Below are 24,640 nucleotides of genomic sequence, written 5' to 3'. Positions count from 1 at the left end.
CCGGTGAATCCGGGGCCCGGCCTCAGTTTCGCGTCCTCCGCCGCCACACGACGACGAGGACCACCGCGCTCACCAGCGCCACGGCGAGGACGATCCGCCACACCGGTGCCGCACTGGCCGTCTCCGGTCCCGACCCGTCCTCGTTCGCCGCCGCGATCTCGAACGACGTCGGGTCGTCCGGCCGCTCGTCGTAGATGCTCGGATGGGCCTGGCAGGTCATCGCCTGAGCGGCGAACGCGCGCTGGACCTCCACGTGCACGACCAGTTCCGACGGCTTGTCCCGCGCGACGCGTCCCTTCGACCGCGCGGTGACCTTCTGGCCGTCCACCACCACTTCGTCCTCGACGCCGGCCCGGTGGTCGCGTTCGCCGAAGGCCTTCGTGACCTTCAGCCCTTCCGGCAGCGTGAGGGTGGCCGCCTGCGTGTCAGCCACGTTGCCGCCGCTCGTGTACGCGCACCGCACGATCAGCGTGTCGCCGACCCGGACGCCGTCGTAGTCGATCCTGTCGATCGTGATCGGGCCCGCGCTGGTGCTCATGCCGCGCGGCTCGGCGAATCCCGAGTCGTAGCCGGTGACCGCGGAGCCGGGGCGGTCGATGTCGAGGAACCGCGTCTGACCGGTCAACCGGTCGAACTCCGAGGAGAACTCGGCGTCGGGCCTGGAGAAGTCGGTGTAGGACCACGCCGTCCCGTCGAGGGCGGCCCGGTCCTCAGACTGCAGCCGGATCCTGCCGGCCGGCAGGTCGTGCAGGCAGTAGGTGCCGTCCGCCGCCGTCGTCGTGCTGTGCTCCGGCGTGCCGACCACCGAGATCCGGTGCCCCTCGACGCGAGCCTCGGACTCGTCGAACCTGCCGTTGAAGTCGGCGTCGAGCCACACCGTGCCGCACACCTCGGCTCCGCGCACGCCGAACGCGATGTCACCGTCCGACTCGACCGAGGTCGGTGTGGTCGTGACGAACTTCTCCTCCTCGTGGCTGACCTTCCACCGTCCGGCGCGAGGCAGCCGGTACGTCCCGTCCTCCTGTGCCTTCACGACGGCGGAGTAGCCCGACTCGTCCCGGATCGCGATCTCCGCCCCGCGGTAGCCGGGCTCGCCCTCGTCGCGGACCCCGTTCGTGTCGCGGTCCCAGAACACCGTGACGAGCGCGCCGTGGTCCGCGTGCGCGAACGGCGTGCAGGTCAACACGAACAACACGGCCAGCAGCAGTGCCCTCATTTCGCGACCTTCCCGCGCCACGACACGAAAGACGCCTGACCCTCGTCCGGCTTCTCCGACAGCCAGTCCGCCACACCCCACGTCGTCCCCAACGGGACGGCGTTGACGAGAACTCCGGTCATCTGTCCGTGCACGGTTCGGGCCCCCAAGTCAGCTGTTGCCGGGAAGTGGCCGGACACCGGGAGAACGTTGCATCTCGAAACGCAGAAAGTGGTGATCTCGCCCTGACCTGCGCTGTCGCCGGCCACGCCAACGGCGGCCGACCGCGACGAGTCCACTGTGGAGGAAATCGGCGGTGGGCGGAAAAACGGAGAAGCGGGTAGAGACGAATCTCTACCCGCTTCTCCGGTGTACGCCGCCAGGGACTCGAACCCCGGACCCGCTGATTAAGAGTCAGCTGCTCTAACCAACTGAGCTAGCGGCGCTTGATCATGTGCCGGAGCCTTGCTCGTTCCGACGTGAAGAACGTTAGCACAGGGCATCCAACGGGTTTTCGCGCGGGGTCACCCACGTTGCGAGCAGCCGGTGTGCAGGAGCCACTGAGCTGCTGTGTAGGTCGGCATGACCCCGGCCGACGCCACTCGCGCCGCGCGTCCCTTCAGGACGAACCGGCTCGCGCCGAGCAGGGCGTCCGAGGTCGCGAACAGGACGGCGCCGCCGAGAACCCGTCGTGCGCCACTGCCTCGGGCCGTGGAGGCGGCGGCGACCATCGTGCCGAGGGTGAGGACGTAGAGCGCGACCGGTTTGCCCAGTGGGCCTGCCGCTCGGGCGAAGACTGCCGCGCCCGCCGCCGACGCGCCGAGGATGGGGACCACGGCCTTGCGCGAGCCCGGTGCCGAGCGGCGGGCCAGTGCTGTCGTGTAACCGATGTGCGCCAGCAGGAAGCTGAAGAGTCCTGTTCGGAACGCCTTGTCCGAGTCGCCCAGCAGTGCCACGTCGCCCGCCCACGAGCCGGCGAGACCGACGGCCATCGCGGGGTCGTTCGGTGGTGAGGCGATGGCCAGGGCCGGCATGAGGGAGGTCTTCGTGACTTTGCGCACGGTTTCGGTGCCGCGCACGGCCGCCGCGATCGAGTCCACGGCCGCGGCGATCGCGTACGCCTGCTTCTTCACGGAGCACCCCTCGTCATTGAGGTGTTCAGGCTAGTGGCGCGAAGTCGTAGTGCGACACCGGGAAGCTGCGGGCCGCGCGGTGTGCGCTCGTGGTCGAGGTCGGCCGGAGCAGCGTGGCTTCGCCGTGCTGGTTGAAGTAGTAGCTGTGCGCGGTGGCGCACTGGCCGAGTGAGAACACCGTGTTCTGCGTGACCTTCGTGCGCATGCGGTCTAGGAACTCGTCGTTGGCGCGCCGGGTGATCTCGAAGACCGACGAACCGCGGGAGCGCATCGCCGTGAACAGCCGCCGCATGTGCGCCATCTGGCACTCGATCGTCGTGAAGTACGACAATCCGCTGTAGGAGTACGGGCTGTTGAGCGACAGGTAGTTCGGGAACCCCGGCACGGTCACGCCCTCGTAGGCCTGGAAGCGGTTCTGCCGCCACCACGTGCCGAGGTCCACGCCGTCGCGGCCGGTCACCTCGAACGCGGGGAAGTTGGTGTCCCAGAGGTCGAATCCCGTTGCCAGCACCAGAACGTCGATCTCGGTGCGCCCGTCCGCCGTGACGATCCCGCTCTCGTCGACCCGGTCGATCGTGGACGTCTCCAGCCGGACGTGCGGCCGGGTGAACGTGCGGAAGTAGTCGTTGGAGAACGTGGGGCGCTTGCAGCCGAACGAGTAGTCCGGCGTGAGCTTGCGGCGCAGCGCGGGATCGCGGACCTGGCGGTGCAGGTGAGCGCGGCACCAGCGCTCTGCCAGGCGGTTCGCCACGCGGAGCTGTTTGTAGCGCACCACTCCCGAGATCATCATCAGTTCGAGGATCGAGCTGCCGAGCCACCGCACGGCCCGTTGGACGAACGGCAGCCGTGCGAACAACTTCCGCACCGGTGGTGAGACGGCGTAGTCGGGCTTGGGGCTCACCCAGATCGGTGTGCGCTGGAACACGGTCAGGTTGGCCGCTTCCCGTGCGAGTTCGGGGATCAGTTGCACAGCCGTGGCGCCGGTACCGATGATCGCGACCCGCTTGCCGGCGAGGTCGCACGGTTCCCACGCGGCGGTGTGGACCACCTTGCCCCGGAACGACTCGATGCCCGCGATGTCCGGCGTCCTCGGCATCGACAGGAAGCCCGTGGCGGTCACGAGGTACCGCGCGGTGAAGGTCTCGCCGCCCGCCGTGACCTCCCAGTCCTCGCCGGTCCAGCGGGCGCCCGTCACGGTCACGCCGAAGCGCATCAGCGGCCGCAGCCCGTACTTCACGGCCACGTGCCCGGCGTAGCGCTTGAGCTCCTCGCCCGGTGCGAACAGCCGTGACCAGTGCGGATTCGGTTCGAACGAGTACGAGTAGGTCGAGGACGGGATGTCCACGGCCAGGCCCGGATAGCGGTTCACGTGCCAGGTGCCGCCGAGGTCGTCCTCGCGCTCCAGGATCAGCAGGTCGTGCAGCCCGAGCCGCTTGAGCTCGATCGCCGCGCCCATGCCGCCGAAGCCCGCCCCGACCACGACCGCGTCGTACCGCCTGGTCATCCCGGCCTCCCGTCACAAACGGAATCGTGTGTCAGTTTCGGAACCGTATGTCAGTTCCGAGGTGATCGCAAGCTTCCGCAGGTCATAGACTTGGGCGCATGACGTCCAGTGCCGAGCCCGTCAGCCGCGCCGAGCGCAAGAAGCAGGAGCTGCGCCGCGAGATCATCGACGCGGCCTTCGACTGCTTCGCCGAACGCGGCTACCACGCCACGGGGATCGCGGACGTCGCCGCGCGGCTCGGCATCGGGCACGGCACGTTCTACCGCTACTTCCAGAACAAGCGGGACATCGTCGACCACGTGGTGGACGGCCTGGCCGCGCGCATCACGGGCGCGCTGACGGCCGAGAACGCGCCGGACGCGGTGTCGACGCTCGACGAGTACCGCGAGCAGTCCGCGCGCATCGGCGAGGCGCTGGGCCGCATCTTCGGCGAGGACCCCCGCGTGCCGCGCCTGTTGTTGTTCGAGGCGCCCGGAATCGACCGCGCCATGGCGGAACGGATCCTCGACCTGTTCGACCTCGCCGCCGCGCTGACGTCCGCGTACCTGTCGCACGGCGTCGAACTCGGCTACCTGCGCGCGGACCTCGACGTCGGCAACACGGCCAGGGCGATCAACGGCATGATCCTCGGCACCGCGATCTCGTCGCTGCGCACGCCGGAAGCCCAAGCGGCACAAAGCGAAGCGCTGCGGCGCGTGATGTACGACGGCATCGCGGCCCGGTAGCGGAAACGCGGAAGGCCCCGACCGGAACCGGTCGGGGCCTTCGTCACGCGGGTGCTGCTCGCCGGATCAGCCGATCAGGCGGGTGCTGTTCCAGCCCCAGCCGCGGGCCGTCGGCTGCCACTGCTCGGCGCTGGTGTTCCAGGCGTACTCGATGAGCGTGCCGTCGGTCGCGATGACCGTGAAGTGGTCTGCGTCGCCACCGGCGATCAGACGCATCCAGCGGTTGTCGAAGCCACCCGGCTCGGCGTACTCCGTCAGGCCGCTCTGCTCGTTGACCCACCACGAGAGCGAGTTGAGAGCGTCGCCCTTGATCTCGATGAAGAGGAACGGGTCGAGACCCGTGATGCTCTTCGTGCCGCCCCAGCCCCAGCCGCGGACGACCTTGGAGAGGTTGTTCGAGCCGTCGAACGTCCAGTAGGCGAGCTCGCCCTGGTTGTTGATCTCGATGAACTGGTTGCTCGCGATGCCCGTCACGAGGCGGGCGTTGTTCCAGCCCCAGCCGACGACGGCCTCGTTGTAGGCGCCGCCGTTCCACGTCCACTTGGACAGGCGACCGTCACCCTTGAGCTCCAGGAACGTCTGGTTGTCGAGGGTGGTGATGGCGCGGGTGCCCTGCCAGCCCCAGCCGCGGACCTGCTTGGCGTAGCTCTCGCCGGCCCGCTGCCAGTGCACGAGCTCACCGGCGCCGTTGATCTCCAGGAACGACTGGCCGTCGGTCGTGAGCGGCTTCGGACCCCGCTCGCGCTCGACACCGTTGAAAGACGGAACTTCCCCCTGCGCGGAGCTCGGCGCCGCGCTGATGACGGTGATCATGGCCGCAAGGCCGACCACAGCCGTGATTGCACGCTTCAAACGCATGATTCGACTTCCCCCAAAGAAATCTGTCGTGTCCGACGCCGCCATCTAAGCGGGAGAACACGCAGGTCACAACCTATTTGTGCGCTATGTGAAACGCCTGCGACACATCAGACGATGGAGGAGGTGCGCCGTAGTCCGCGCTCGTCAGGAAACCGGGAAACCGTTCACCGCAACCAGGTTCGTGCGGCGACGATCAGCGCGGCGACGCCGGTGGAGAGCGTGGGCTCGATGTCCGGCGCGTACTCGGGGGAGTGGTTCATCGCGACGGGACGACCGGGTTCACGGGTGCTGAAGTCGGTGCCGCCGAGGAACCAGAAGACGGTCGGACTCCCCGCGGCGGCACCGAGAACACCGACGTCCTCGCTGGCGTTGACCACCGCGCCGGGGATCAGGTTGTGCTTGCCGAACCGCTCGGCGAACGCGGCCATCGTCGTCGTGGTCGCGTCCGGATCGGACACGAGCACGGGAGTGCCGTCGTACCAGTCGAACTCGGGCTCGCGCGGGGCGCCGGACGCGGCGGCCTCCGCGCGCACGATCCGTTCGACCGCGGCGCGCACGATGCCGCGGACGTGCTCGTTGAACGACCGGATGTTGACGCCGATCTCGGCCGTCTCCGGGATGACGTTCTCCTTGGTGCCGGCCTGCAACCGGCCCACCGTGACGACCGCCCTCTCGGACGGCGCGATCTCGCGCGCGACGATGCCCTGCAGCCGCACGACGGTGTGCGCGGCCATTAGCACCGGGTCGACCGCGCTCTCCGGCGCCGAACCGTGGCCGCCGCGCCCGAACAACGTCACGCGCACCGAGTCGGACGCCGCCAGCACCGGACCGGTGCCGTACGCGATCATCCCGGCGGGCAACGGACCGACGTGTTGCGCCAGCACGACTTCCGGCTTGCCGAACCGCTCGAACAGCCCGTCGTCGACCATGTTCCGCGCGCCACGGCCCAGTTCCTCCGCGGGCTGGAACACGACGAGCAGCGTTCCCGCCCACTCCTCACGGGTCCGCGCGAGCTCGTCGGCCGCCCCGATCAGGCACGTGGCGTGCATGTCGTGCCCGCACGCGTGCGCCACCGGCACGTCCTCGCCGTCCGCGGTGGTGGCGCGAACCGTTGACGCGTAAGGCAGTCCGGTCGCCTCCTCCACGGGCAACGCGTCGATGTCCGCCCTGAGCAGGACGGTCGGTCCGTCGCCGTTGCGCAGCACACCCACCACACCGGTGCCACCGACCCCCGTGGTGACCTCGTACCCCAACGGCCGCAACGCGTCCGCCAGCACGCCGGCCGTGCGGAACTCCTGCAGCGACAGCTCCGGGTGCTGGTGCAGGTCGCGGTAGAGCGCGTGCAGGTCGGGCACCGTGTCTCCTCAGTTCCGGTCGAGCTTCGGCAGTTCGTCGACGAGCAGGGCGAGCGACCGCAGCAGCGCCTCGCGATCGGCGGGCGCGAGCAGGCCGAGCAGGCGTTCCTCGCCCTTCTGGACCTCGGCCTGGACCGCGCGGTGCCGGCGGCGACCCTCGCTGGTGATGGTGACGAGCCGCGCGCGCCGGTCAGCCGGGTCGCGGGGGCGTTCCAGCAGGCCGTCGTTCTCCAGCTCGTCGAGCACGCCGATGATGCGGCTCTTGTCCGCGCCGATGAACTCGGCGAGCGCGGCCTGGGTGCGCACCGGCTGGCCTTCGAGGGCGTCGAGCACGACGTAGCCCCACATGCTCAGCCCGTGGGCGCGCAGCACCGGCTGCTCGGCGGCGACCAGCGCGCGTTGCAGCGGCGCGATCATCGCCGCGAGGTCACGTCGCCGGCCGTCCACGTGCCGAATGATAGCGACCTTGCTCCAGTGATGTGCATGTGCTTATCGTAGGCACATGCACATCAATCACTTGCTCGACCTCCACCACACCGCGGTGCGGACGAGCGTCGAGATCGTGGCCCGCGTGACGCCGGACGACCTGGACAGGCGCACGCCCTGTGCCGAGTGGACACTCGGAGACCTGCTCGCCCACATGACCGCCCAGCACCACGGCTTCGCCGCCGCGGCTCGAGGCAGGGGAGCGGACCTGTCGGCGTGGGAGGTCGGTCCACCCACCGCCGACGGCTACGCCGAGGCCGCCGGGGACGTCCTCGCAGCGTTCGCGGAACCCGAAGTGCCACAACGGGAGTTCGACCTGCCGGAGTTCCGCGCGAGCTTCCCGGCCGCGCAGGCCGTGAGCTTCCACCTGATCGACTACGTGGTGCACGGCTGGGACGTCGCGCGGTCCTTGGGCCTCGGCTACGACCTGGCACCGGAACTGGCCGAGCCCGCGTTGCGGATCGCTTTGGCGGTGCCCGGCGGCGACACCAGGCTGGTGCCGGGAGCGGCGTTCGGTCCCGCGCTGGAGACGGGGAACGCCGACCCGCTGTCCCGGATCCTCACCGCGCTGGGGCGCTCGCCCGGCTGGGCCTGAGATCAGCCGCGCGACACGACGAGCCGGAACCCGGCGTCCCACTCGTCGAGGGCGAGCAGGTCCCGGTGCCGTTCGTGCCACCGGCCGCTGTCCAGGTCCGCGCGCAACCGGCCGACGCCGCGTTCGACGGCCGAGGGCTCGGTCTGGGCGAGCGCGGAACAGGCGTGGCGGACGCCGGGGTCGAGGTAGGCGGCGGGACGGCGCCAGTGGGCGGGGAACACGCCGTCGGTGAAGTCCCACGGCACGGGCAGGGTGATGACGGCGTCGGCGCCCAGTTCGTGCGCGATGTCCTCCGCGGACGGCCGGCCGAGTTCGAGCGCGGCGATCTCCGGCACGTACTCGCGGACGAACCAGAACTCGGTGTGCCGGCGCGTGTCGTAGGCGAGGACGACGCGCAGCGGCGCGATCCGGCGCAGCTCGGCCAGCCCCGCGCGCCAGTCGGTCCAGTGGTGCACCGTGAGCACGGCCAGCGCGGCCTCGACGGCGTTGTCCCGCAACGGCAACGCCTCGGCGACAGCCCGCACGGCCGGCCCCGCGCCGGGAGGCCGTTGGCGGATCATCCCGGCGGACGGCTCGAACGCCACCACCGCCCGGTCCCGCGGTTCGTAGGAACCGGTGCCCGCGCCGACGTCCGCGACGGAACGGGCGGTGCCGAGCGCGGCGAGCACCTCGGTCATCCAGCGCGGATCGGTCCGCCGCCCCGACGAGTAACCGGTGCCGATGTCGTCGTACAGGTCCATGCCGCCCCCAGCAGCTCGATGTCCTTCGAACGTAGCGATTCCTTGGCAGGATGAGGTGATGCGGATCAAATTCCAGGTCATCACCTTCGACGCGGCCGACCTCGCCGCGGAGAGCCGCTTCTGGGCCGGCGTGCTCGGCGGCGAGGTGGCGGAGGACGACGACTGGCACATGGTGATGGTCGACGGCGAACCCCGCGTCGGCGTGCAGCTCGCGCCCGACCACACACCGCCGGAGTGGCCGGACGGGCCGACGAAGCAGCAGATCCACCTGGACCTGTGGGTGGAGGACTTCGCCGAGGCGCACGAGCAGGTCATGGCGCTCGGTGCCGTGGTGCTGAAGCCGTTGCGCGGGGCGACCAGCGGGGACGACTTCCAGGTGTACGCGGACCCGGCCGGCCACCCCTTCTGCCTGTGCTGGCTGGTCGCCGAGCAGGGGAAGTCGAACTGAGTTCGCAAACATGACAGGCGGGCCGAGGTGCAACTCGGCCCGGCTCTCAGCAACACCCGGCCATCGCCGAACCTGCCGCGTCCTCATCGGAGTTCGAGCTCGCTATTCCATTTCGGATAGACACTTTCGACGGTGCTAACGAATCCGGGACAAGTCTCGATACGACTTTCGTCCCATCGGATCAACCGTCACATGCCGAGCGAACGACTTCTTCTCACCACTGAGCAAGGCCTCTTTGGGCTGCCGAAATCCGGTGCTGCTCCGAGAAAGGGTGATGCACCTTGTGGGCAGCCTTAGGACCCCTGCGAGCTGCGGTGGAGCGTGCCTGGACGTCGGTGGCGAAGCCGGCCGTGTCCGAGATGGACGGGGAGTTCCGAAACAGGCGTCAGGCATTGACCTATCGAATGGCGCGCGCCGTTGCCGAACTTCCGGACCAGCTCGGGGACGAGACCAGGTTCGTCGTCGTGAGCTTGAACCCCGCAGACCACCACATCTTCGGACGCGACCTGATCCTGGAAGAACGCGCGCTCAACATCCAGCTGGCCGAGATGGGCGTCGAAAGGGTGCGAATCCGCGAATACACGACCGATCCCGAGGTCTGGCTCGGCCGTGCGCGGGTGGCACTCGCCGACGACCACGAACCGATGCCGGCGACCTACCTGTTCAACGGCGGGGAGGAGCGCGCCGTTCCGCTCCCGGCTCGCAGGGGGCGGTTCGTGCGGATCGGACTGCCGGGTCCTGTCCTCCCAGTGCCTTCCGGAGGCGGCGTCATAGGCAGGGACGCGGCGGTGTGCCAGATCGTGGTCGACGCGCCGACCGTCTCCCGAAGGCACGCCCGGATCCGCCCGAGGGAGGCCGGCTTCACGGTGGAGGACCTGGACAGCGCGAACGGCGTCACGATCAACTCGCGCACCACGGAGCTCGGGGTGCTGCACCACGGCGACATCCTCGGGCTCGGCAGGCAGGTGCGGCTGCGACTGGAGCTCGATGACTGACCTCGGACGCGGGGGTTCGGCACGCCCGCAGGTCGTCCCACCGCCTTCGGCGCTGCGCGGCGCCGGCCTCATTTTCACCGATCTCAGCGAGGTATGACCTGTGACGTTCTCGGAGGACGTGCTCCAAACGGCGAAGCCGAGGTGGCCGTTGGTGCCGCTGTGGTGGCTGGGCAACGGTTTCGCTTGGCTGGGTGGTGCGTCGTGGCGCGGCATCAGCAGCAGACACGACCGTTCGTCGTATCAGCTCTCCGGGTTCTTCGTGCTCCTCAACGGGTTCATCGCGTGGGGCACGCTGGCACTGGCCGCGGTCGGTCTCGGCGTGACGGAGGACTTCGCCGACGCCCTGCCATACACGGTGCCGTGGGGCTTGTTCGTCGCGGCGTTCGACCGGGCGATCGCGGCCAAGCCGGTCGACCCGGAGGAGAGCAGGGGCAAGACCCTCACAGGCTTCCTCGTGCGAGGGTTTTGCGCCGTGCTCCTCGGTTTCCTGGTGGCCCAGGCCGGAGCACTGGCCATCTTCCGGGACGACATCGAACGCACCATGCGCGACACGATCTCCACGCAGGTGAACCAGTCGACCGAGTTGGTGACCGGTTCGAGCGACAACCCGACGGCGCGCCAGGAGGAGCTGAACCGCCTGCGTGGTGAGAGGACCACGCTTGAGACCGAACTGCAGACCGCGGAGACCAAGGCGTTCGAAGCGCAACGGATCGCGGCCTGCGAGCGTGATCCGAAGGGCTGCGAGGACCTGATCAGAGCGGGCAAGGTCACCGGTGCCGGCGGTGACGGGGACAAGACCGTGGTCCGCGACCGGGAGAAGGCCGAGGCGGAGGCGGCGCTCGGGCGGGCACGCGAGGCGTGGAACGGCAACCGCGACCGGCTCAACAGACGGATCGACGAGCTGGACGAGCAGATCAAGGGTGATGTCGGACTCGCGCAGAGCGCGGCGAAGCTCAGCGACGGCATCCCGGCGAAGCTGCGCGCGATGTTCGACTTCACCAGGCAGAACCTCGCCGGTGGTGTCATCCACCTGGCGATCATCGTCGTGGGTGTGCTGCTGGACCTGATCCCGTTGCTGCTGAAGATCTGGCGCGGGCGCACCCAGTACGACATCACCGTGGTGTCCAGCCGCAAGCGTCACGTGCGTGAAGCGGAGAACGCGGCGACCCGTCACCAGGAAAGACTGGACCGGGTGCTCGCCCGTGAACGCATCGAGGAGAGCCTCGATGTCGACCTCGCCCGGTTGCGCGCGGAGGCCAGGACGAAGGTCGAGGCCGAGCGCCAGAAGCACTGGGTCGAGGCCGAACTGGAGAAGATCGGTACCGAGCCGGATCTCGCCGAGCCGTTCACCGAACCCGCGATCCGCGAGGACAAGGTGGTCCCGAAGAACTGGACCAGCGAGGACATGGAACTCCTCGACCAGACCTTCGGCGGCCGGTTCCGCGCTCTGGAACCGTTGGAGGGCGCGGATCGCGGCGCGTTCGGCCGCATGCTCGTGGCTCACGACCTCGACACCGACAAGAAGGTGGTGATCAAGGCGGTGCGCGACATGGGAGGCGACCGCCGCAAGCTGTCCCGCAGCCCGTTGCACCGCATGTGGCAGAGCGAGGTGGAAGCCGCCGGCCGGTTGCACCACAAGAACATCGGCAAGATCATCAGTTCGGGCGCCGACGCCGGGTATCTCTGGACCGCGTCACCGCAGTACCGGCCGGGCAGCCTCGTCCGGTGGATCGAGGACACGAACGAGGGTGCCAGGGACTACACGCTCCAGCTCTCCGTCCACCACATCGGGCAACTCACTGAAGCGCTTGCCTACGCCCACGGCATGAACGTCACGCACGGCGACATCAAGCCCACCAACGCGGTGCTCGAGGGACCTCGCCTGGTGCTGGTCGACTGGGGTTTCGCCCGCGTGCTCACGAAGGCGGAGCAGGAGGAGGCACTCGGCGGGACGCCGCACTACACGGCTCCGGAGGTGCTGCTGAACCGTGATTTCGACGCTGAGCTCGCCGACCTCTACTCGATCGGTGCCACCTGGTACTTCCTGCTGACCGGCCGGCCGCCCTACCTGACCGCCGACAGCCACGGGAGTGCCAGGGACCTCGCCAAGGAGATCGTCGCCGGCACCCTCGTCCGCACGGATCTGAAGGACCTGCTGCCCGACGTTCCCGCTGAGGTGAACGACCTCGTGCACGACCTGATCTCACCGGAGCCCGCCCGCCGCGGCTCGCGGACCGACGAGGGACCGGCGGCCTACCTGGCGCGCAAGCTGAGCGGGATCGCGACGATGCTGGCTTCGACCGGACAGGCCGACCTCCCTGTCGGCCCGACCGCGCTGGGCAGCCGCCGGTCCAGCAGGACGCCGGCGGACACCGTTCTGGAGACCAAGCCGAGGACCGAAGCGACGGAACTCAACGACGGCAACGGTTTCCACGAGGTTCCGATGACGACGTTGCTCGACGACACGGTGAATCTCGACGTGCCGAGCAGGACCGAGACCAACTAGCCCACGACGAAGCCGATCGGACCACGTTCGAAGGGCCCCTCGCTAGACCACGATCACGGTCTTCCCGATCGTTCGGCCGCTCTCGACGAGCGCGTGCGCCGACCTCATCGTGTCCGCCGTCAGCCCGTGCAGCGTGGTCGTGCCGATCGGGCGCAGGCGACCTTCGACGACGTCCCGCGCCGCACGGGTGAGGATCCGTCCCTGGGCGCCGGCGTCGTGTCCCGCGATGATCCTGCTGAACACCATCTCGGTGTGCAGCGACAGGGACCTGCCCGTGAACGCGCCGAGGTCGAGGGGACCGGCGGAGTCGATGACGGAGAGGTGCCCGAACGGACGGAGCACCTCGGTGATGGCGTCGAGGTGCTCGCCGGTCCTGGCGGTGGACAGCACCATGTCGACGGCCTGCTGGGCGGCCAGGTCGTCGTGGCCGACGACCAGGTCGGCGCCCATCTCCGTGACCCAGCGCGCCGACTCGGGCCGCGACGCCGTGCCGATCACAAACGCGGACGTCCTCGTCTTCAGCAGCTGGGTCGCCATCGACCCGACGCCGCCCGCCGCGCCGATGACCAGCACGCGGTTCACCCCTGCGGGCAGGGAGTCCTGGTCGCGGAACAGCGCCTCCCACGCCGTGAGGACGCCGATCGGCAGGGAGGCGGCGTCGGCGAACGCGAGCTCGTCCGGGATCTTCGCGACGACCCGGTGGTCCACCGCGACCCGCTCGGCCCAGCAGCCGTCACGGGTGAAGTCACCGGTGCCCATGACGCGGTCGCCGACCGCGAAGCCGGTGGCCTCGGGGCCGATGGCGGTGACCACGCCGGCGAACTCCCAGCCGAGCACGACCCGTCCGCCGGGTTCGGCACCGCGCGCCGCCCGGATCGCCGCCTCGCCGGGGTTGACGCCGATCGCGGCGACCTCGACCAGCAGGTCGGCGTCGCGCGGCCGAGGTTCGTCGACGTCGGTCAGCTCGACGGCGAACTCGTCGAGCGGATGCGCCTTCTCGTAGGCGAGTGCCTTCACGACCGGTCCCCGTCCAGCTTCAGGGCGTGCAGCGCCGAGAGCACGCTGCCCACCTGCATCAGCAGCCCGCCTTCGCGCAACCCGCCCGCGTCGACCGCCGCGAACCCGATGCCGTCGAAGACCTCGTGGAAAGCGGTCTTGGCGGTGGTGTCGTCGCCCGCGTAGAACAGCAGCTGCCTGCCTTCCGCGTGCCGCGGCTCGGCCGCGATGTACTGCGCGTACAGGGTGTTGAAGGCCTTGACCACCCGCGCGCCCGGCGCCAGCCGCGCCACGTACTCGCTGGAAGTCCGCACCCCGAGGTCCTCCACCGCGGGCGGCGCGAACCCGGAGTTGGTGGTGTCGACCAGGATCCGGCCGTCCCACGAGGACAGACCGGCCAGCGCGTCGCCGACCAGCGGCCACGGCACGGCGAGGAACACCACGTCGGCCGCGGCGGCCTCCTCGACCGTGCCCGCGCGCGCCGACGGGCCCAGTCCGGCCACGACGTCGAGCAGGGTGTCCGGGCCGCGGCTGTTGCTGAGCGTCACCTCGTGGCCGGCGCTGACGAGGTGACGGGCGATGGCCTGCGCGACCGCCCCGGCACCGATGGTTCCGAACCGCACGGCGAACCTCCTCAGTTAATGATGACGTATGACATCAATAACTATGATGATGCCCGACATCGTTGCCTTGTCAAGGCGCGGCGTGGTCCGTTTTGATGATGTGGAACATCACAGGGAGGTCCGGAATGCCCCGCATCACGCAGGAGCAGAAGCGGCTCAACCGCGAGAAGATCGTCACCGCGGCCGGCGAGGGGTTCCGGCAGCGCGGCATCGACGGCATCGGCATCGAGGAGCTGATGAAGTCCGCCGGCATGACGCACGGCGGCTTCTACAACCACTTCGCGTCGAAGGACGACCTGGCCCTCGCCGTCCTGCACCAGGGGTTCACCGACTCGCTGGGGACCCTGGACGCCATCCGCGGGTCCCACCCCCGGTCGGCGCGGGCGGCCCTGCAGGACCTGGTCGACGGCTACCTCAACGCCCACCACCGCGATCACCCGGAGATCGGCTGCCCCTCGGCCGCCCTCGTCTCCGACGTCGGACGCCACGGCGCCGACGCCCAGGCCGAGTACCGGCGCGGGCTCGACGGCTACTTCGCCGCCATCACCGAGATGCTGCTCGACCGGGCCCGCCAGTCGGGCGAGGAGATCACGCCTGCCGAAGCGCGCGAACGGGCGGTGGCGCTGTTCAGCCAGATGGTCGGGGCGCTGATGCTGTCCAGGGCGGTCGCCGACGCGGATCCGGCGCTGTCCGACGAGGTCCTGGCGGTCAACCGCAGGCGGCTCAGGAAGCCGTGACCTGTCAGCCCTCCAGGTAGGCGAGCACGGCGAGGACGCGACGGTTGTCGTCGTCGGACGGGTCGAGGCGGAGCTTCGTGAAGATGCTGTAGGTGTGCTTGCTGACCGTCTTCTCGGTGACGAACATCCTGGACGCGATCGCGGCGTTGGAACGCCCCTGGGCCATCAGCGACAGCACCTCCCGCTCCCGCGGGGAGAGAGTCCTGAGGTCGGCCGACCGGCGGGTCACCAGAGCGGTGACCACGTCGGGGTCCATGACCGTTCCGCCCGCGGCGACCTTGCGGACGTCGGCGACGAACTGGTCGACGACCATGACCCGGTCCTTGAGCAGGTATCCCACCGCGCCACCGCGGTCGGCCAGGAGTTCCCTCGCGTAGAACTGCTCGACGTACTGCGACAACACCATGACCGGCAGTCCGGGGATCTCCCCGCGCGCTTCGACCGCGGTGCGCAGGCCCTCGTCGGTGAAGGTCGGTGGCAGGCGCACGTCGACCACGGCGATGTCGGGCCGGTGCGCGGTCAGCGCCCGGAGCAGGGCGGGGCCGTTGTCGACGGCTTCGACGACCTCGCACCCGTTGGCCTCGAAGATCCTGACCAGTCCCTCGCGGAGCAGGGCGAGATCTTCGGCTAGGACGATGCGCACGGCAACGACATCCTCACCTCGGTGGGCCCGCCGCGCGGGCTGTGGACGGTCAGGGTGCCGTCGAAGGCCGCCAGGCGCCGGGCCACGCCGCGCAGGCCGGTGCCCGCGTCGGCGTTCGCGCCACCGCGCCCGTCGTCGGACACCAGCATCACCAGTTCTGCCGCGTCGTCCGAGTACTCCACCTCGATCCGGATGTGGCCGGCTCCGGCGTGCTTGATGGCGTTCGACAGGGCTTCGCTGACGGCGAAGTAGGCCGCGGACTCCACCGGCGCCGGCAGTCGTCCCGGCAGGCGGGTCACCACGGTGGTCTCGACGGGGTTGGCCAGCGCCAGGGCCTTCAGCGCGCCGTCCAGGCCGCGGTCGGCCAGCACCGGGGGGTGGATGCCCCGCACCAGGTCGCGCAGTTCGGTCAGGGCGTCGGCCGTCACGGTCTGGGCGTCGGACAGCATCCGCCGCACGGCCTGCGGGTCGTCGTCCAGCAGCTGTTTCGCCAGGCCCAGACTCATCCCCAGCGACACCAGACGGGCCTGCGCGCCGTCGTGCAGGTCCCGTTCGATCCGGCGCAGCTCACCGGCCTGCGCGTCGACGTTCTCGGCTCGGGTGGCCGCCAGGTGCGCGACGCGGGCTCGCAGCCGCGCCTGTTCGGTGGGGCCGAGCAGGGAGCGGACCACCAGGGCGTGCAGCCTCGTCAGCGGCGCGGACGTGGCGTACCAGAGCAGCAGGAGCGCCGCGCCGATCGGGACCAGTGCGAACGACTTCCCGACGTTGTCCAGGCGGAAGCCTTCGCCCAACGGCGTGCGCAACACGTGGGGCGGCGTCAGCTCGTAGAGGACCGGGTAGATCAGGGCGGCCACGCCGAGCAGGAAGAGCACGAGCGACAGGCCGCAGGTGAACCAGATGGTGACCGAGTTGACCACCAGCCACGCCCAGTCCCGCCAGCTCACCGGGTCGCGCAGGACCATCCGCAGCCGCGCCGTCCACCCGGCGGGCGCGACCGGGTAGGAGTGGGCCACCGGTTCGCCGAGCCGATCGGCGGCCCACCCGCGGTGCAGGTCGGCGAACCAGCGCACCACGACCGTCGTCAGCAGGGTGAGCGGGATGCCCGCCCCGAGCACGACGAGCGGGACCGACGTGATCCAGACCGTGGCCAGCGCCGCCCCCGCGGCCGCTCCGAGGAGCATCACCAGCGACCAGGCCACCTGGTTCAGCCGCAGGAGCAACCCCGCGCGCCAGAGGGGTGGTCCGGACTCCGTCATCACGCTCCACCATCGTCGCGGGGTCGTCGAGCGCCACGATCATCGCCGGACGACCGCGTTTCGCACAGTGGAGTTTCCTCCACCTCGGCCTCCGGACAGCACCACCGCGTCCGCAGTGGACCTGGCACCCACGCAGAACGGTGGCCGGCCGGATCGAGGAACGGGCGTGGAGTTCCTAGGGTTCTCGTCATGGTCAACCACATGAATCCCTTGCACCGCAACAAGTTCGTTGCCGCGATCGTGGCCGTCATCTCGCTCACGGCGTGCTCGACGCCGGACGCCGCGGGTGAGCCCGCGTCCACGACCCGCAGGGTGACGAACGCCGAACACGAACTCGTCTTCCACGTGCTGGAGGGGAAATCGCCGGCTCTGGTCCTGGACGCGGGAGGCGGGCTCAGCTCGTCGTACTGGAAGGACCTGGCGCCCAGGCTGGCGAAGGCCACCGGGTCGAAGGTCATCACCTACGACCGCGCCGGTGAGGGCGAGAGCGACGAGGTGTCCGGGCCGTGGCGGGTGGAGAACGCGGTCTCGGACCTGGAAGCCGGACTGAGGGAACTGGGGGTGACGGACGACGTGGTGCTGGTCTCGCACTCGATCGCCGGTGAGGTCGCCACCACCTTCGTGAACGAGCACCCCGGCCGGGTGTCCGGCGCCGTCCTCGTGGACGCGAACGTTCCCGACTTCTTCACCGACGAGATGCTGACGGCGTTCGCGCCGGTCGTGGAGAAGCAGAAGGCCGACCTGCTGGCCCAGCCCTCGACGAAGAAGAACCGCCAGCTGCTGGCCGTGATGGCCGACTACGCCCCGGTCCACCGCGTGTTCCACCGCCGGGCCTGGCCGAAGGACGTGCCGGTGACCGCGATCGTCGCGTCCCAGACGCCCTTCACCGACTCACCCGAGGCGGCGGGGCTGTGGCGGGCGGCCCAGGAGCGCTTCGCCCAGGCCAGGCCGAACCGGAAGCACGTGCTCGCCGAGAACACCTCGCACGAGGGGATCGTGACCGAACGGCCGGACGTCGTCACCGGTGCCGTCGAGGACATTCTGAAGATCGTCCGGTGAGGAAAGCGGACATACCGCTAAATGCAGAGAAGCAGGTCGAGATGAATCTCGACCTGCTTCTCTGGAGTACGCCGCCAGGGACTCGAACCCCGGACCCGCTGATTAAGAGTCAGCTGCTCTAACCAACTGAGCTAGCGGCGCTTGTTTGTGTGCCGGAGGCTTGCTCGTTTCCGACGTGAAGAACGTTAGCACAGCGCCTCCGCGCGCTCCCAATCGGCTGGTCAACACCGGTTTGCCGACGCATCGGCCACGTAACGATCCGGCCACTCGCGCAACTTCGGGCCACCTCCTGTCGTCACCTAGTCGGGGGACGCCAAAACGCCTTACGTGCAGGCAGTCTCGGGAGTGGCGACAAGCAGATCGGAAGTACGCCGATGGGGATGTGGAGCAGGCGCGGTCGTGGGGTGGTCATGGCGGGAATCGCTGTGATCCTGATCGCAGGCTGTTCAGGTGGGGCCGACACCGGGAGCGGGGGTGGCGGTGGTGAGTCGAGCGCGCCTCCTCCTCCGCCGCCGAAGCCCGTGACGTTGACGCTGGCGCTGAACAACGGCGCGGCCGACGTGTCGCCCGGCCTGCCGGTCATCGCCACGGCGGCCGACGGGAAGCTGACCGACGTCAAGCTGACCAACCCCGAGGGCAAGGTCGTCGAGGGGAAGATGAACCCCGAGTCGACGCAGTGGACGAACACCGAGCCGCTCGGGTACTCCAAGACGTACAAGCTCGTCGCCACGGCGACCGGTGAGGACGGCAAGACGGAGACCAAGGAGTCGTCCTTCACCACGGTGAAGCCGCGCACGCTCACGTACGTGTCGACGAACCCCCAGGACGGCACCACCATCGGCGTGGGGCAGCCGCTGGCCTTCTACTTCGACGAGCCGGTGGCCGACAAGGTCGCGGCCGAGAAGATGCTGGAGATCACCACCGAGCCCAAGGTCGAGGGCGCCTTCTACTGGTTCAACAAGAAGGAGGTGCACTGGCGTCCGGAGAAGTTCTGGAAGTCGGGCACCAAGATCACGATGAACATCAAGGTCTACGGCAAGCACATCGGTGACGGCATCTACGGCCAGGAAGACCGCACGATCACCACGACGGTCGGCGACGAGGTCATCCACGAGGCCGACGGCCAGACGCACCAGGTGATCACCAAGGTCAACGGCCAGGTCGTGCGCACCATGCCCACGTCGATGGGCAAGCCGGCCGACGCGACCCCCACCGGCACGTACGTGCTGATGGAGAAGTACAACCACATGATCATGGACTCGACCACGTACGGCCTCGCGCTGGAGAACGGCGGCTACAAGACGCCGGTCGACTGGGCGTTCCGCATGTCCAACAGCGGCATCTTCTTCCACGGCGCACCGTGGTCGGTCGGCGACCAGGGCCACCGCAACGTGAGCCACGGCTGCCTGAACCTCTCGCCCGAGAACGCCAAGTGGGTGTTCGACAACAGCAAGCAGGGCGACATCGTGATCGTCACCAACTCCGGTGGCCCCGTCCTGGAGTCGTGGGACGGGTTCGGCGACTGGCAGGTCCCGTGGTCCACGTGGGTCCAGGGCAACCGCTAAAGCACTAGGAGACCGTCACCTGGCCGGCCGCCACGGTCAGGTGACGGTTGACCTGCACGGCCTCCAGCATCCGCCGGTCGTGCGTTACCAGCAGCAACGTGCCGGTGTAGCTCTCCAGCGCCGACTCCAGCTGCTCGATCGCGGCCAGGTCCAGGTGGTTCGTCGGCTCGTCCAGCACCAGCAGGTTCACCCCGCGGCCCTGCAGCAGCGCGAGCGCCGCCCTCGTGCGCTCGCCCGGTGAGAGCGAGGCCGCGGACCGCATGACGTGGGCCGCTTTCAGCCCGAACTTCGCCAGCAGCGTGCGCACGTCGGCCGGGTTCATCTCCGGCACGGCCTCCTGGAACGCGTCGACCAGCGGCAGGTCGCCCAGGAACAGGCCGCGCGCCTGGTCCACCTCGCCGACCACGACGCCGGAGCCCAGCGTCGCGTAGCCCGAGGACAGCTCGGCACGACCCAGCAGTGCGGCGAGCAGCGTCGACTTGCCCGCGCCGTTCGCGCCGGTGATCGCGACCCGGTCCGCCCAGTCGATCTGCAGGTCCACCGGGCCGAGAGTGAACGAGCCCCGCGACACGACGGCTGCCCGCAGCGATGCCACGACCGCGCCGGAACGGGGTGCGGAGGCGATCTCCATCCGCAGCTCCCACTCCTTGCGGGGCTCCTCGACGACGTCCAGCCGTTCGATCATGCGGTCGGTCTGCCGGGCCTTCGAGGCCTGCTTCTCGGTGGCGTCGGCACGGAACTTGCGGGCGTTCTTGTCGTTGTCGCCCGCCTTGCGCCGTGCGTTCTTCACACCTTTCTCCATCCACGAGCGCTGCATGCGCGCGCGGGCCTCCAACGAGGACTTGGTGTCCGCGTACTCCTCGTAGTCGTCACGGGCGTGCTGACGGGCCCGTGCGCGCTCTTCGAGGTACGACTCGTAGCCGCCGCCGTAGAGGTGCACGGCGTTCTGGTGCAGGTCGAGCTCCAGCACGCTGGTGACCGTGCGGGCCAGGAACTCGCGGTCGTGCGACACCAGCACGGTGGCGGCGCGCAGGCCCGTCACGAACTTCTCCAGCCGCTCCAGGCCTTCGAGGTCCAGGTCGTTGGTCGGCTCGTCGAGCAGGAACACGTCGTAGCGGCTCAGCAGCAACGACGCCATACCCGCGCGTGCGGCCTGACCACCGGACAGCGAGGTCATCAACGCGTCGAGGCCCACGGCGAGTCCGAGGTCGGCCACGACCTCCAGCGACCGTTCCTCCAGGTCCGCGCCGCCCAGGGCGAGCCACTGGTCCAGCGCGTCGGAGTAGCCCTCGTCGTTGCCCGCGGTCAACGCCTCGGTGGCCACGTCCAGGGCACGTTGCGCGTCGGCGACACCGGTCCGGCGGGCCAGGAAGTCGCGGACGGTCTCGCCCTCGAAGCGTTCCGGCTCCTGCGCGAGGTGGCCGACGTTGGCGGAGGGCGGGTTCAGCGTGACGCGGCCCGACTCGGCGGGGATGAGCCCGGCGAGGGTCTTCAGCAGCGTCGACTTGCCCGCGCCGTTCACCCCGACGAGGCCGATCACGTCGCCGGGTGCGACGACGAGGTCGAGTCCGGAGAACAGGACGCGATCACCGTGACCGGCGGCGAGGTCCTTGGCGACGAGCGTGGTCATGAAGGCTCCCGTAAACGTGAAGAAAGGCCCCCGCAAAAGCGGAGGCCTTTCGACAAAGGGTGAGTGACGGGACTTGAACCCGCGACACCTGGGATCACAACCCAGTGCTCTACCGACTGAGCTACACCCACCATCACCGGTCTGTGACCGGCGAGGAAAGCATAGCAACGGCAGCCACCGATATTGAAATCGGGGTCTACTTGACGTCCTTGAGCAGGTCAGCGGCGACCGCCTGCGCCTGCTCGGTCGTCGGCCCCGGCTGCGGCACGAACGCCGTGCGCCGGTAGTACGCGAGCTCCCGGATCGACTCGACGATGTCGGCGAGCGCCCGGTGCGCGAGGCCCTTGCCCGGCTGCGCGTAGTAGATGCGCGGGTACCAGCGCCGGCACAGCTCCTTGATCGACGACACGTCGACCATGCGGTAGTGCAGGTGGGCGTCCAGCGCCGGCATGTCGCGGGCGATGAAGCCGCGGTCGGTGGCGATGGAGTTGCCGGCCAGGGGAGCGGTCCGGGGGTCCGGCACCCACTCCTTGATGTAGGCCAGCACGGCGGCCTCGGCCTCTTCCAAGGTCACCGCGGAGGCGCGCACCTCCTCGGTCAGACCCGATTTGGCGTGCATCTGCATGACGACTTCCGGCATCGAGTCGAGCACTTCGTCGGAAGCGTGGATCACGATGTCCACGCCGTCGCCGAGCACGTTGAGCTCGGCGTCCGTGACCAGTGCCGCGATCTCGATCAGGGCGTCCTTGCCCAGGTCGAGTCCGGTCATCTCGCAGTCGATCCACACCAGACGATCCATCACGGCCTGAACATTACTGCGCGGAGCGTCAACTTCGAGTGGCGGCGTGCAGCAACCTGGTTACGCTCCCCGTGCATGACGGCTCAAGCTGAGATCGCCGCGGGGTACGCGTCCGAGAGCGCGGCCATCGAACTCGGCGCCGTGCTGGTCGACGGGACCGTCGAGCCGGCCGCGCACGTCCGCATCCCGTTGTCCATGGTCAACCGCCACGGACTTGTCGCAGGCGCAACGGGAACCGGCAAGACGAAGACCCTCCAGCTGCTCGCAGAGCAGCTGTCGAACAACGGCGTCCCGGTGCTGATGGCGGACGTGAAGGGCGACCTGTCCGGTCTGTCGCAGCAGGGCGCCGAGAGCGACCGCACGAAGACCAGGGCAGCTGACACCGGCGACGACTGGGCGGCGACGGCGTTCCCCGTGCAGTTCCTCTCGATCGGCACGGGCGGCATCGGCGTGCCGTTGCGGGCGACGGTCACGAGCTTCGGGCCGATCCTGCTGTCGAAGGTGCTGGGCCTCAACGACACGCAGGAGTCGACGCTCGGCCTGATCTTCCACTGGGCGGACTCGAAGGGTCTGCCGCTGCTCGACACCAAGGACCTGCGCAGCGTCATCCAGCACCTCACGAGCGACGAGGGCAAGGCCGACCTCAAGGGCATCGGCGGTGTCTCCAGCTCCACGGCGGGCGTGATCCTGCGGGCGCTGGTCAACCTGGAGGCGCAGGGCGGCGACAGGTTCTTCGGCGAACCGGAGCTCGACCCGGCGGACCTGATGCGGCAGCGCGACGGCAAGGGCGTCGTGAGCCTGCTGGAACTGGCCGAGCTGCAGGGCAACCCCGCGCTGTTCTCCACGTTCCTGATGTGGCTGCTGGCCGAGCTCTTCGAGACGCTGCCGGAGGAGGGTGACGTCGAGAAGCCCAAGCTCGTCTTCTTCTTCGACGAGGCGCACCTGCTGTTCTCAGGCGCTTCCAAGGCGTTCCTCGACCAGATCACCCAGACCGTGAAGCTCATCCGGTCCAAGGGGATCGGCGTCTTCTTCTGCACGCAGCTGCCGACCGACATTCCGAACGACGTGCTGTCGCAGCTCGGCGCGCGCGTCCAGCACGCACTGCGCGCGTTCACGCCCGACGACCAGAAGGCGTTGGCGCGCACGGTGAAGACGTACCCGACGACGCCGCACTACGACCTGGAGAAGGCTCTCACGTCGCTCGGCATCGGCGAGGCGATCATCACCGTGCTGAGCGAGAAGGGCGCGCCGACGCCGGTCGCGTGGACTCGCCTCCGCGCGCCGCGTTCGTTGATGGACACCATCGGCAACGACGCGATCAGGCAGGCAGCGGGCCAAAGCGACCTGCACGGCAAGTACGCGGAGACGGTCGACCGCGAGTCTGCCTACGAGCGGCTGATGGCGAAAGTCGCGCCCCCGCAGGAGGAACAGGCCCCGGAAGCTCCTCCTCGGCGGCAGGAGAAGGAGGAACCGGGGATGGTCGAGAAGGTGCTGGGCAACAGCGCCGTCAAGTCGTTCCTGCGGTCAGCGGGCAGCGCTCTGGCCCGCGAGATCACGCGGGGCCTCTTCGGGACCTCGCGCAAGCGACGCTGACAGCAGCGCCGCGCCGATGCAGAGCCCGCCCGCGACGTACCAGGCCAGGTCGTAGCTGCCCAGGTGGTCGCGGGTGAGGCCGGCGGCGGACGCCGCGAGTGCCGCGCCGAGCTGGTGCGACGCGAACACCCAGCCGAACACGACGGGCCCGGACAGGCCGAAGTACTGGCGGCACAACGCCACGGTCGGCGGCACGGTCGCGACCCAGTCGAGGCCGTAGAAGATGATGAACACCAGCATCGACGGGTGCGCCGACGCGCCGAACAGCTGCGGCAGGATCATCAGTGACAGGCCGCGCAACGCGTAGTAGCCCGCCAGCAGCATCCGCGAGTCGACCTTGTCGGTCAGCCAGCCGGACGCGATCGTGCCCACGATGTCGAACACGCCCACCAGCGCCAGCAGGCCCGCCGCGGTCGTCGTCGGCATGCCGTGGTCGTGCGCGGCGGGGATGAAGTGCGTGCCCACCAGGCCGTTCGTGGACGCTCCGCAGATCGCGAACCCGCCGGCCAGCAGCCAGAACGGCCGGGTGCGAGCGGCCGATGTCAACGCGCCCAGAGCGCGTCGGGCCGCGCCACCGGACGGCGGCGGGGGAGTGTCCTCGGTGGCGCCCAACGGCAGCAGCCCCACGTCCCGCGAGTACTCGCGCAGGAAGAACGCGGCCAGCGGCACGACGGCGAACGCGGCGATGCAGATCACCAGTGACGCGGGCCGCCAGCCGTAGCTCTCGGACAGCCACGCCACGAGCGGCAGGAACACCAGCTGCCCGGCTGCGCCACCCGCCGTCAGCACGCCCGTGACCAGGCCGCGGTGCTTCACGAACCAGCGTCCGGTGATCGTCGCGACGAACGCCAGCGCCATCGAACCGGTGCCGAGCCCGACCACGACGCCCCACAGCAGGATCAGCTGCCAGGACGCGGTCATGAACACGGTCAGCCCGCTGCCGATCGCGACCATGGTCAACGCCCAGGTCACCACGACCCGCACGCCGAACCTGTCCATCAGCGCGGCCGCGAACGGCGCGGTCAGCCCGTACAGCAACAGGTTGATCGAGATGGCGAGCGAGATCGTGCCGGTGCTCCAGCCGAACTCCGCCCGCAACGGCTCGATCAACGCGCCCGGTGCCGCGCGGAACGACGCCGCGCCCACGAGGGCGATGAAGGACACACCTGCGACAACCCAGGCCCAATGCAGTCTCACGC

At 69.3% G+C, this 24,640-nt stretch carries 24 protein-coding genes and 3 tRNA genes; 9 read left to right on the top strand and 18 right to left on the bottom strand.

Annotated features, from left to right (window positions below):
* Positions 1-22: 22 nt before the first annotated feature.
* The 5 genes from ACFWN2_RS19405 to ACFWN2_RS19385 all read right to left on the bottom strand — a co-directional run bounded on the left by ACFWN2_RS19405 (position 23) and on the right by ACFWN2_RS19385 (position 3,832).
* The gene (locus tag ACFWN2_RS19405) at positions 23-1,216 is read right to left on the bottom strand and encodes a hypothetical protein (RefSeq protein ID WP_382429018.1); all 1,194 of its coding nucleotides are present in this window, start codon (positions 1,214-1,216) and stop codon (positions 23-25) included.
* A complete protein-coding gene (locus ACFWN2_RS19400; protein ID WP_382429016.1) occupies positions 1,213-1,338 on the bottom strand; it encodes a hypothetical protein in 126 nt (41 codons plus the stop codon). The genes ACFWN2_RS19405 and ACFWN2_RS19400 overlap by 4 nt, the downstream gene beginning before the upstream one ends.
* A 229-nt stretch (positions 1,339-1,567) precedes the next feature.
* Positions 1,568-1,641, bottom strand: a tRNA-Lys gene (locus ACFWN2_RS19395).
* Between the two features lie 78 nt (positions 1,642-1,719).
* A complete protein-coding gene (locus ACFWN2_RS19390) occupies positions 1,720-2,328 on the bottom strand; it encodes a lysoplasmalogenase (RefSeq protein ID WP_382429014.1) in 609 nt (202 codons plus the stop codon).
* 25 nt (positions 2,329-2,353) lie between these two features.
* Positions 2,354-3,832: a flavin-containing monooxygenase gene (locus ACFWN2_RS19385; RefSeq protein WP_382429012.1), complete on the bottom strand. Its 1,479-nt coding sequence runs from the start codon at positions 3,830-3,832 to the stop codon at positions 2,354-2,356.
* A gap of 98 nt (positions 3,833-3,930) precedes the next feature.
* Between ACFWN2_RS19385 and ACFWN2_RS19380 the strand changes: the two genes are divergently transcribed.
* Entirely contained in the window at positions 3,931-4,557 is a 627-nt protein-coding gene (locus ACFWN2_RS19380) for a TetR/AcrR family transcriptional regulator (protein ID WP_382429010.1), read from the top strand.
* Between the two features lie 66 nt (positions 4,558-4,623).
* On the opposite strand, the gene ACFWN2_RS19375 is transcribed toward ACFWN2_RS19380, so the two are convergent.
* From ACFWN2_RS19375 to ACFWN2_RS19365, 3 genes are all read right to left on the bottom strand, one after another.
* Complete coding sequence (locus ACFWN2_RS19375; protein ID WP_382429008.1) at positions 4,624-5,409, bottom strand: hypothetical protein; 786 nt, start codon at positions 5,407-5,409, stop codon at positions 4,624-4,626.
* A gap of 170 nt (positions 5,410-5,579) precedes the next feature.
* The gene (locus ACFWN2_RS19370; protein ID WP_382429006.1) at positions 5,580-6,770 is read right to left on the bottom strand and encodes an amidohydrolase; all 1,191 of its coding nucleotides are present in this window, start codon (positions 6,768-6,770) and stop codon (positions 5,580-5,582) included.
* A gap of 9 nt (positions 6,771-6,779) precedes the next feature.
* Positions 6,780-7,217: a MarR family winged helix-turn-helix transcriptional regulator gene (locus ACFWN2_RS19365; RefSeq protein ID WP_382429004.1), complete on the bottom strand. Its 438-nt coding sequence runs from the start codon at positions 7,215-7,217 to the stop codon at positions 6,780-6,782.
* A 55-nt stretch (positions 7,218-7,272) separates the two neighbouring features.
* Here ACFWN2_RS19365 and ACFWN2_RS19360 point away from each other — a divergent pair, with 55 nt between their 5' ends.
* Positions 7,273-7,851 carry a TIGR03086 family metal-binding protein gene (locus tag ACFWN2_RS19360; protein WP_382429002.1) on the top strand — a complete coding sequence of 193 codons (579 nt, stop codon included), beginning with the start codon at positions 7,273-7,275 and terminating at the stop codon, positions 7,849-7,851.
* Positions 7,852-7,853: 2 nt separating this feature from the next.
* Here ACFWN2_RS19360 and ACFWN2_RS19355 read toward each other — a convergent pair whose 3' ends face one another.
* Complete coding sequence (locus ACFWN2_RS19355; protein ID WP_382429000.1) at positions 7,854-8,591, bottom strand: class I SAM-dependent methyltransferase; 738 nt, start codon at positions 8,589-8,591, stop codon at positions 7,854-7,856.
* Positions 8,592-8,649: 58 nt separating this feature from the next.
* Between ACFWN2_RS19355 and ACFWN2_RS19350 the strand changes: the two genes are divergently transcribed.
* From ACFWN2_RS19350 to ACFWN2_RS19340, 3 genes are all read left to right on the top strand, one after another.
* Complete coding sequence (locus ACFWN2_RS19350; protein WP_382428998.1) at positions 8,650-9,039, top strand: VOC family protein; 390 nt, start codon at positions 8,650-8,652, stop codon at positions 9,037-9,039.
* Between the two features lie 404 nt (positions 9,040-9,443).
* On the top strand, positions 9,444-10,034 hold the full coding sequence (locus ACFWN2_RS19345; protein WP_382428996.1) for an FHA domain-containing protein: 591 nt from the start codon (positions 9,444-9,446) through the stop codon (positions 10,032-10,034).
* Positions 10,035-10,134: 100 nt separating this feature from the next.
* On the top strand, positions 10,135-12,540 hold the full coding sequence (locus ACFWN2_RS19340; protein WP_382428994.1) for a DUF4407 domain-containing protein: 2,406 nt from the start codon (positions 10,135-10,137) through the stop codon (positions 12,538-12,540).
* Between the two features lie 42 nt (positions 12,541-12,582).
* Here ACFWN2_RS19340 and ACFWN2_RS19335 read toward each other — a convergent pair whose 3' ends face one another.
* Both ACFWN2_RS19335 and ACFWN2_RS19330 read right to left on the bottom strand, forming a co-directional pair.
* Positions 12,583-13,557 (bottom strand): zinc-binding alcohol dehydrogenase family protein, encoded by a 975-nt coding sequence (locus ACFWN2_RS19335; RefSeq protein ID WP_382428992.1) that lies wholly within the window; start codon positions 13,555-13,557, stop codon positions 12,583-12,585.
* Positions 13,554-14,159, bottom strand: a complete 606-nt coding sequence (locus ACFWN2_RS19330; protein ID WP_382428990.1) for an NADPH-dependent F420 reductase — start codon at positions 14,157-14,159, stop codon at positions 13,554-13,556. The genes ACFWN2_RS19335 and ACFWN2_RS19330 overlap by 4 nt, the downstream gene beginning before the upstream one ends.
* Before the next feature lie 125 nt (positions 14,160-14,284).
* Between ACFWN2_RS19330 and ACFWN2_RS19325 the strand changes: the two genes are divergently transcribed.
* A complete protein-coding gene (locus ACFWN2_RS19325) occupies positions 14,285-14,896 on the top strand; it encodes a TetR family transcriptional regulator (protein ID WP_382428988.1) in 612 nt (203 codons plus the stop codon).
* A 4-nt stretch (positions 14,897-14,900) separates the two neighbouring features.
* On the opposite strand, the gene ACFWN2_RS19320 is transcribed toward ACFWN2_RS19325, so the two are convergent.
* Both ACFWN2_RS19320 and ACFWN2_RS19315 read right to left on the bottom strand, forming a co-directional pair.
* Positions 14,901-15,539, bottom strand: coding sequence for a LuxR C-terminal-related transcriptional regulator (locus ACFWN2_RS19320; RefSeq protein ID WP_382428986.1), 639 nt, complete (start codon positions 15,537-15,539; stop codon positions 14,901-14,903).
* The gene (locus ACFWN2_RS19315; protein ID WP_382428984.1) at positions 15,524-16,795 is read right to left on the bottom strand and encodes a sensor histidine kinase; all 1,272 of its coding nucleotides are present in this window, start codon (positions 16,793-16,795) and stop codon (positions 15,524-15,526) included. Before ACFWN2_RS19315 ends, ACFWN2_RS19320 begins: the two co-directional genes overlap by 16 nt.
* A gap of 201 nt (positions 16,796-16,996) precedes the next feature.
* Here ACFWN2_RS19315 and ACFWN2_RS19310 point away from each other — a divergent pair, with 201 nt between their 5' ends.
* The gene (locus tag ACFWN2_RS19310) at positions 16,997-17,854 is read left to right on the top strand and encodes an alpha/beta fold hydrolase (protein WP_382428982.1); all 858 of its coding nucleotides are present in this window, start codon (positions 16,997-16,999) and stop codon (positions 17,852-17,854) included.
* Between the two features lie 67 nt (positions 17,855-17,921).
* Here ACFWN2_RS19310 and ACFWN2_RS19305 read toward each other — a convergent pair.
* Positions 17,922-17,995: transfer RNA gene (locus ACFWN2_RS19305), tRNA-Lys, on the bottom strand.
* A gap of 269 nt (positions 17,996-18,264) precedes the next feature.
* On the opposite strand from ACFWN2_RS19305, the gene ACFWN2_RS19300 reads away from it, so the two are divergent.
* A complete protein-coding gene (locus ACFWN2_RS19300) occupies positions 18,265-19,419 on the top strand; it encodes an Ig-like domain-containing protein (protein ID WP_382428980.1) in 1,155 nt (384 codons plus the stop codon).
* A gap of 4 nt (positions 19,420-19,423) precedes the next feature.
* Here ACFWN2_RS19300 and ACFWN2_RS19295 read toward each other — a convergent pair whose 3' ends face one another.
* The 3 genes from ACFWN2_RS19295 to orn form a co-directional block, all read right to left on the bottom strand.
* Positions 19,424-21,049 carry an ABC-F family ATP-binding cassette domain-containing protein gene (locus ACFWN2_RS19295; protein ID WP_382428978.1) on the bottom strand — a complete coding sequence of 542 codons (1,626 nt, stop codon included), beginning with the start codon at positions 21,047-21,049 and terminating at the stop codon, positions 19,424-19,426.
* Positions 21,050-21,107: 58 nt separating this feature from the next.
* Positions 21,108-21,180, bottom strand: a tRNA-His gene (locus ACFWN2_RS19290).
* 65 nt (positions 21,181-21,245) lie between these two features.
* Complete coding sequence (gene orn / locus ACFWN2_RS19285) at positions 21,246-21,851, bottom strand: oligoribonuclease (RefSeq protein ID WP_382428976.1); 606 nt, start codon at positions 21,849-21,851, stop codon at positions 21,246-21,248.
* Positions 21,852-21,923: 72 nt separating this feature from the next.
* On the opposite strand from orn, the gene ACFWN2_RS19280 reads away from it, so the two are divergent.
* Positions 21,924-23,441 (top strand): helicase HerA-like domain-containing protein, encoded by a 1,518-nt coding sequence (locus ACFWN2_RS19280; RefSeq protein ID WP_382428974.1) that lies wholly within the window; start codon positions 21,924-21,926, stop codon positions 23,439-23,441.
* Here ACFWN2_RS19280 and ACFWN2_RS19275 read toward each other — a convergent pair.
* On the bottom strand, positions 23,373-24,632 hold the full coding sequence (locus tag ACFWN2_RS19275) for an MFS transporter (protein WP_382429650.1): 1,260 nt from the start codon (positions 24,630-24,632) through the stop codon (positions 23,373-23,375). The two genes, ACFWN2_RS19280 and ACFWN2_RS19275, sit on opposite strands and share 69 nt — an antisense overlap.
* Positions 24,633-24,640: the final 8 nt, after the last annotated feature.

The sequence above is a fragment of the Lentzea sp. NPDC058436 genome, assembly GCF_042721515.1.
Taxonomy (GTDB): Bacteria; Actinomycetota; Actinomycetes; order Mycobacteriales; family Pseudonocardiaceae; genus Lentzea.
This window is presented reverse-complemented; position numbering and strand designations above follow the sequence as displayed.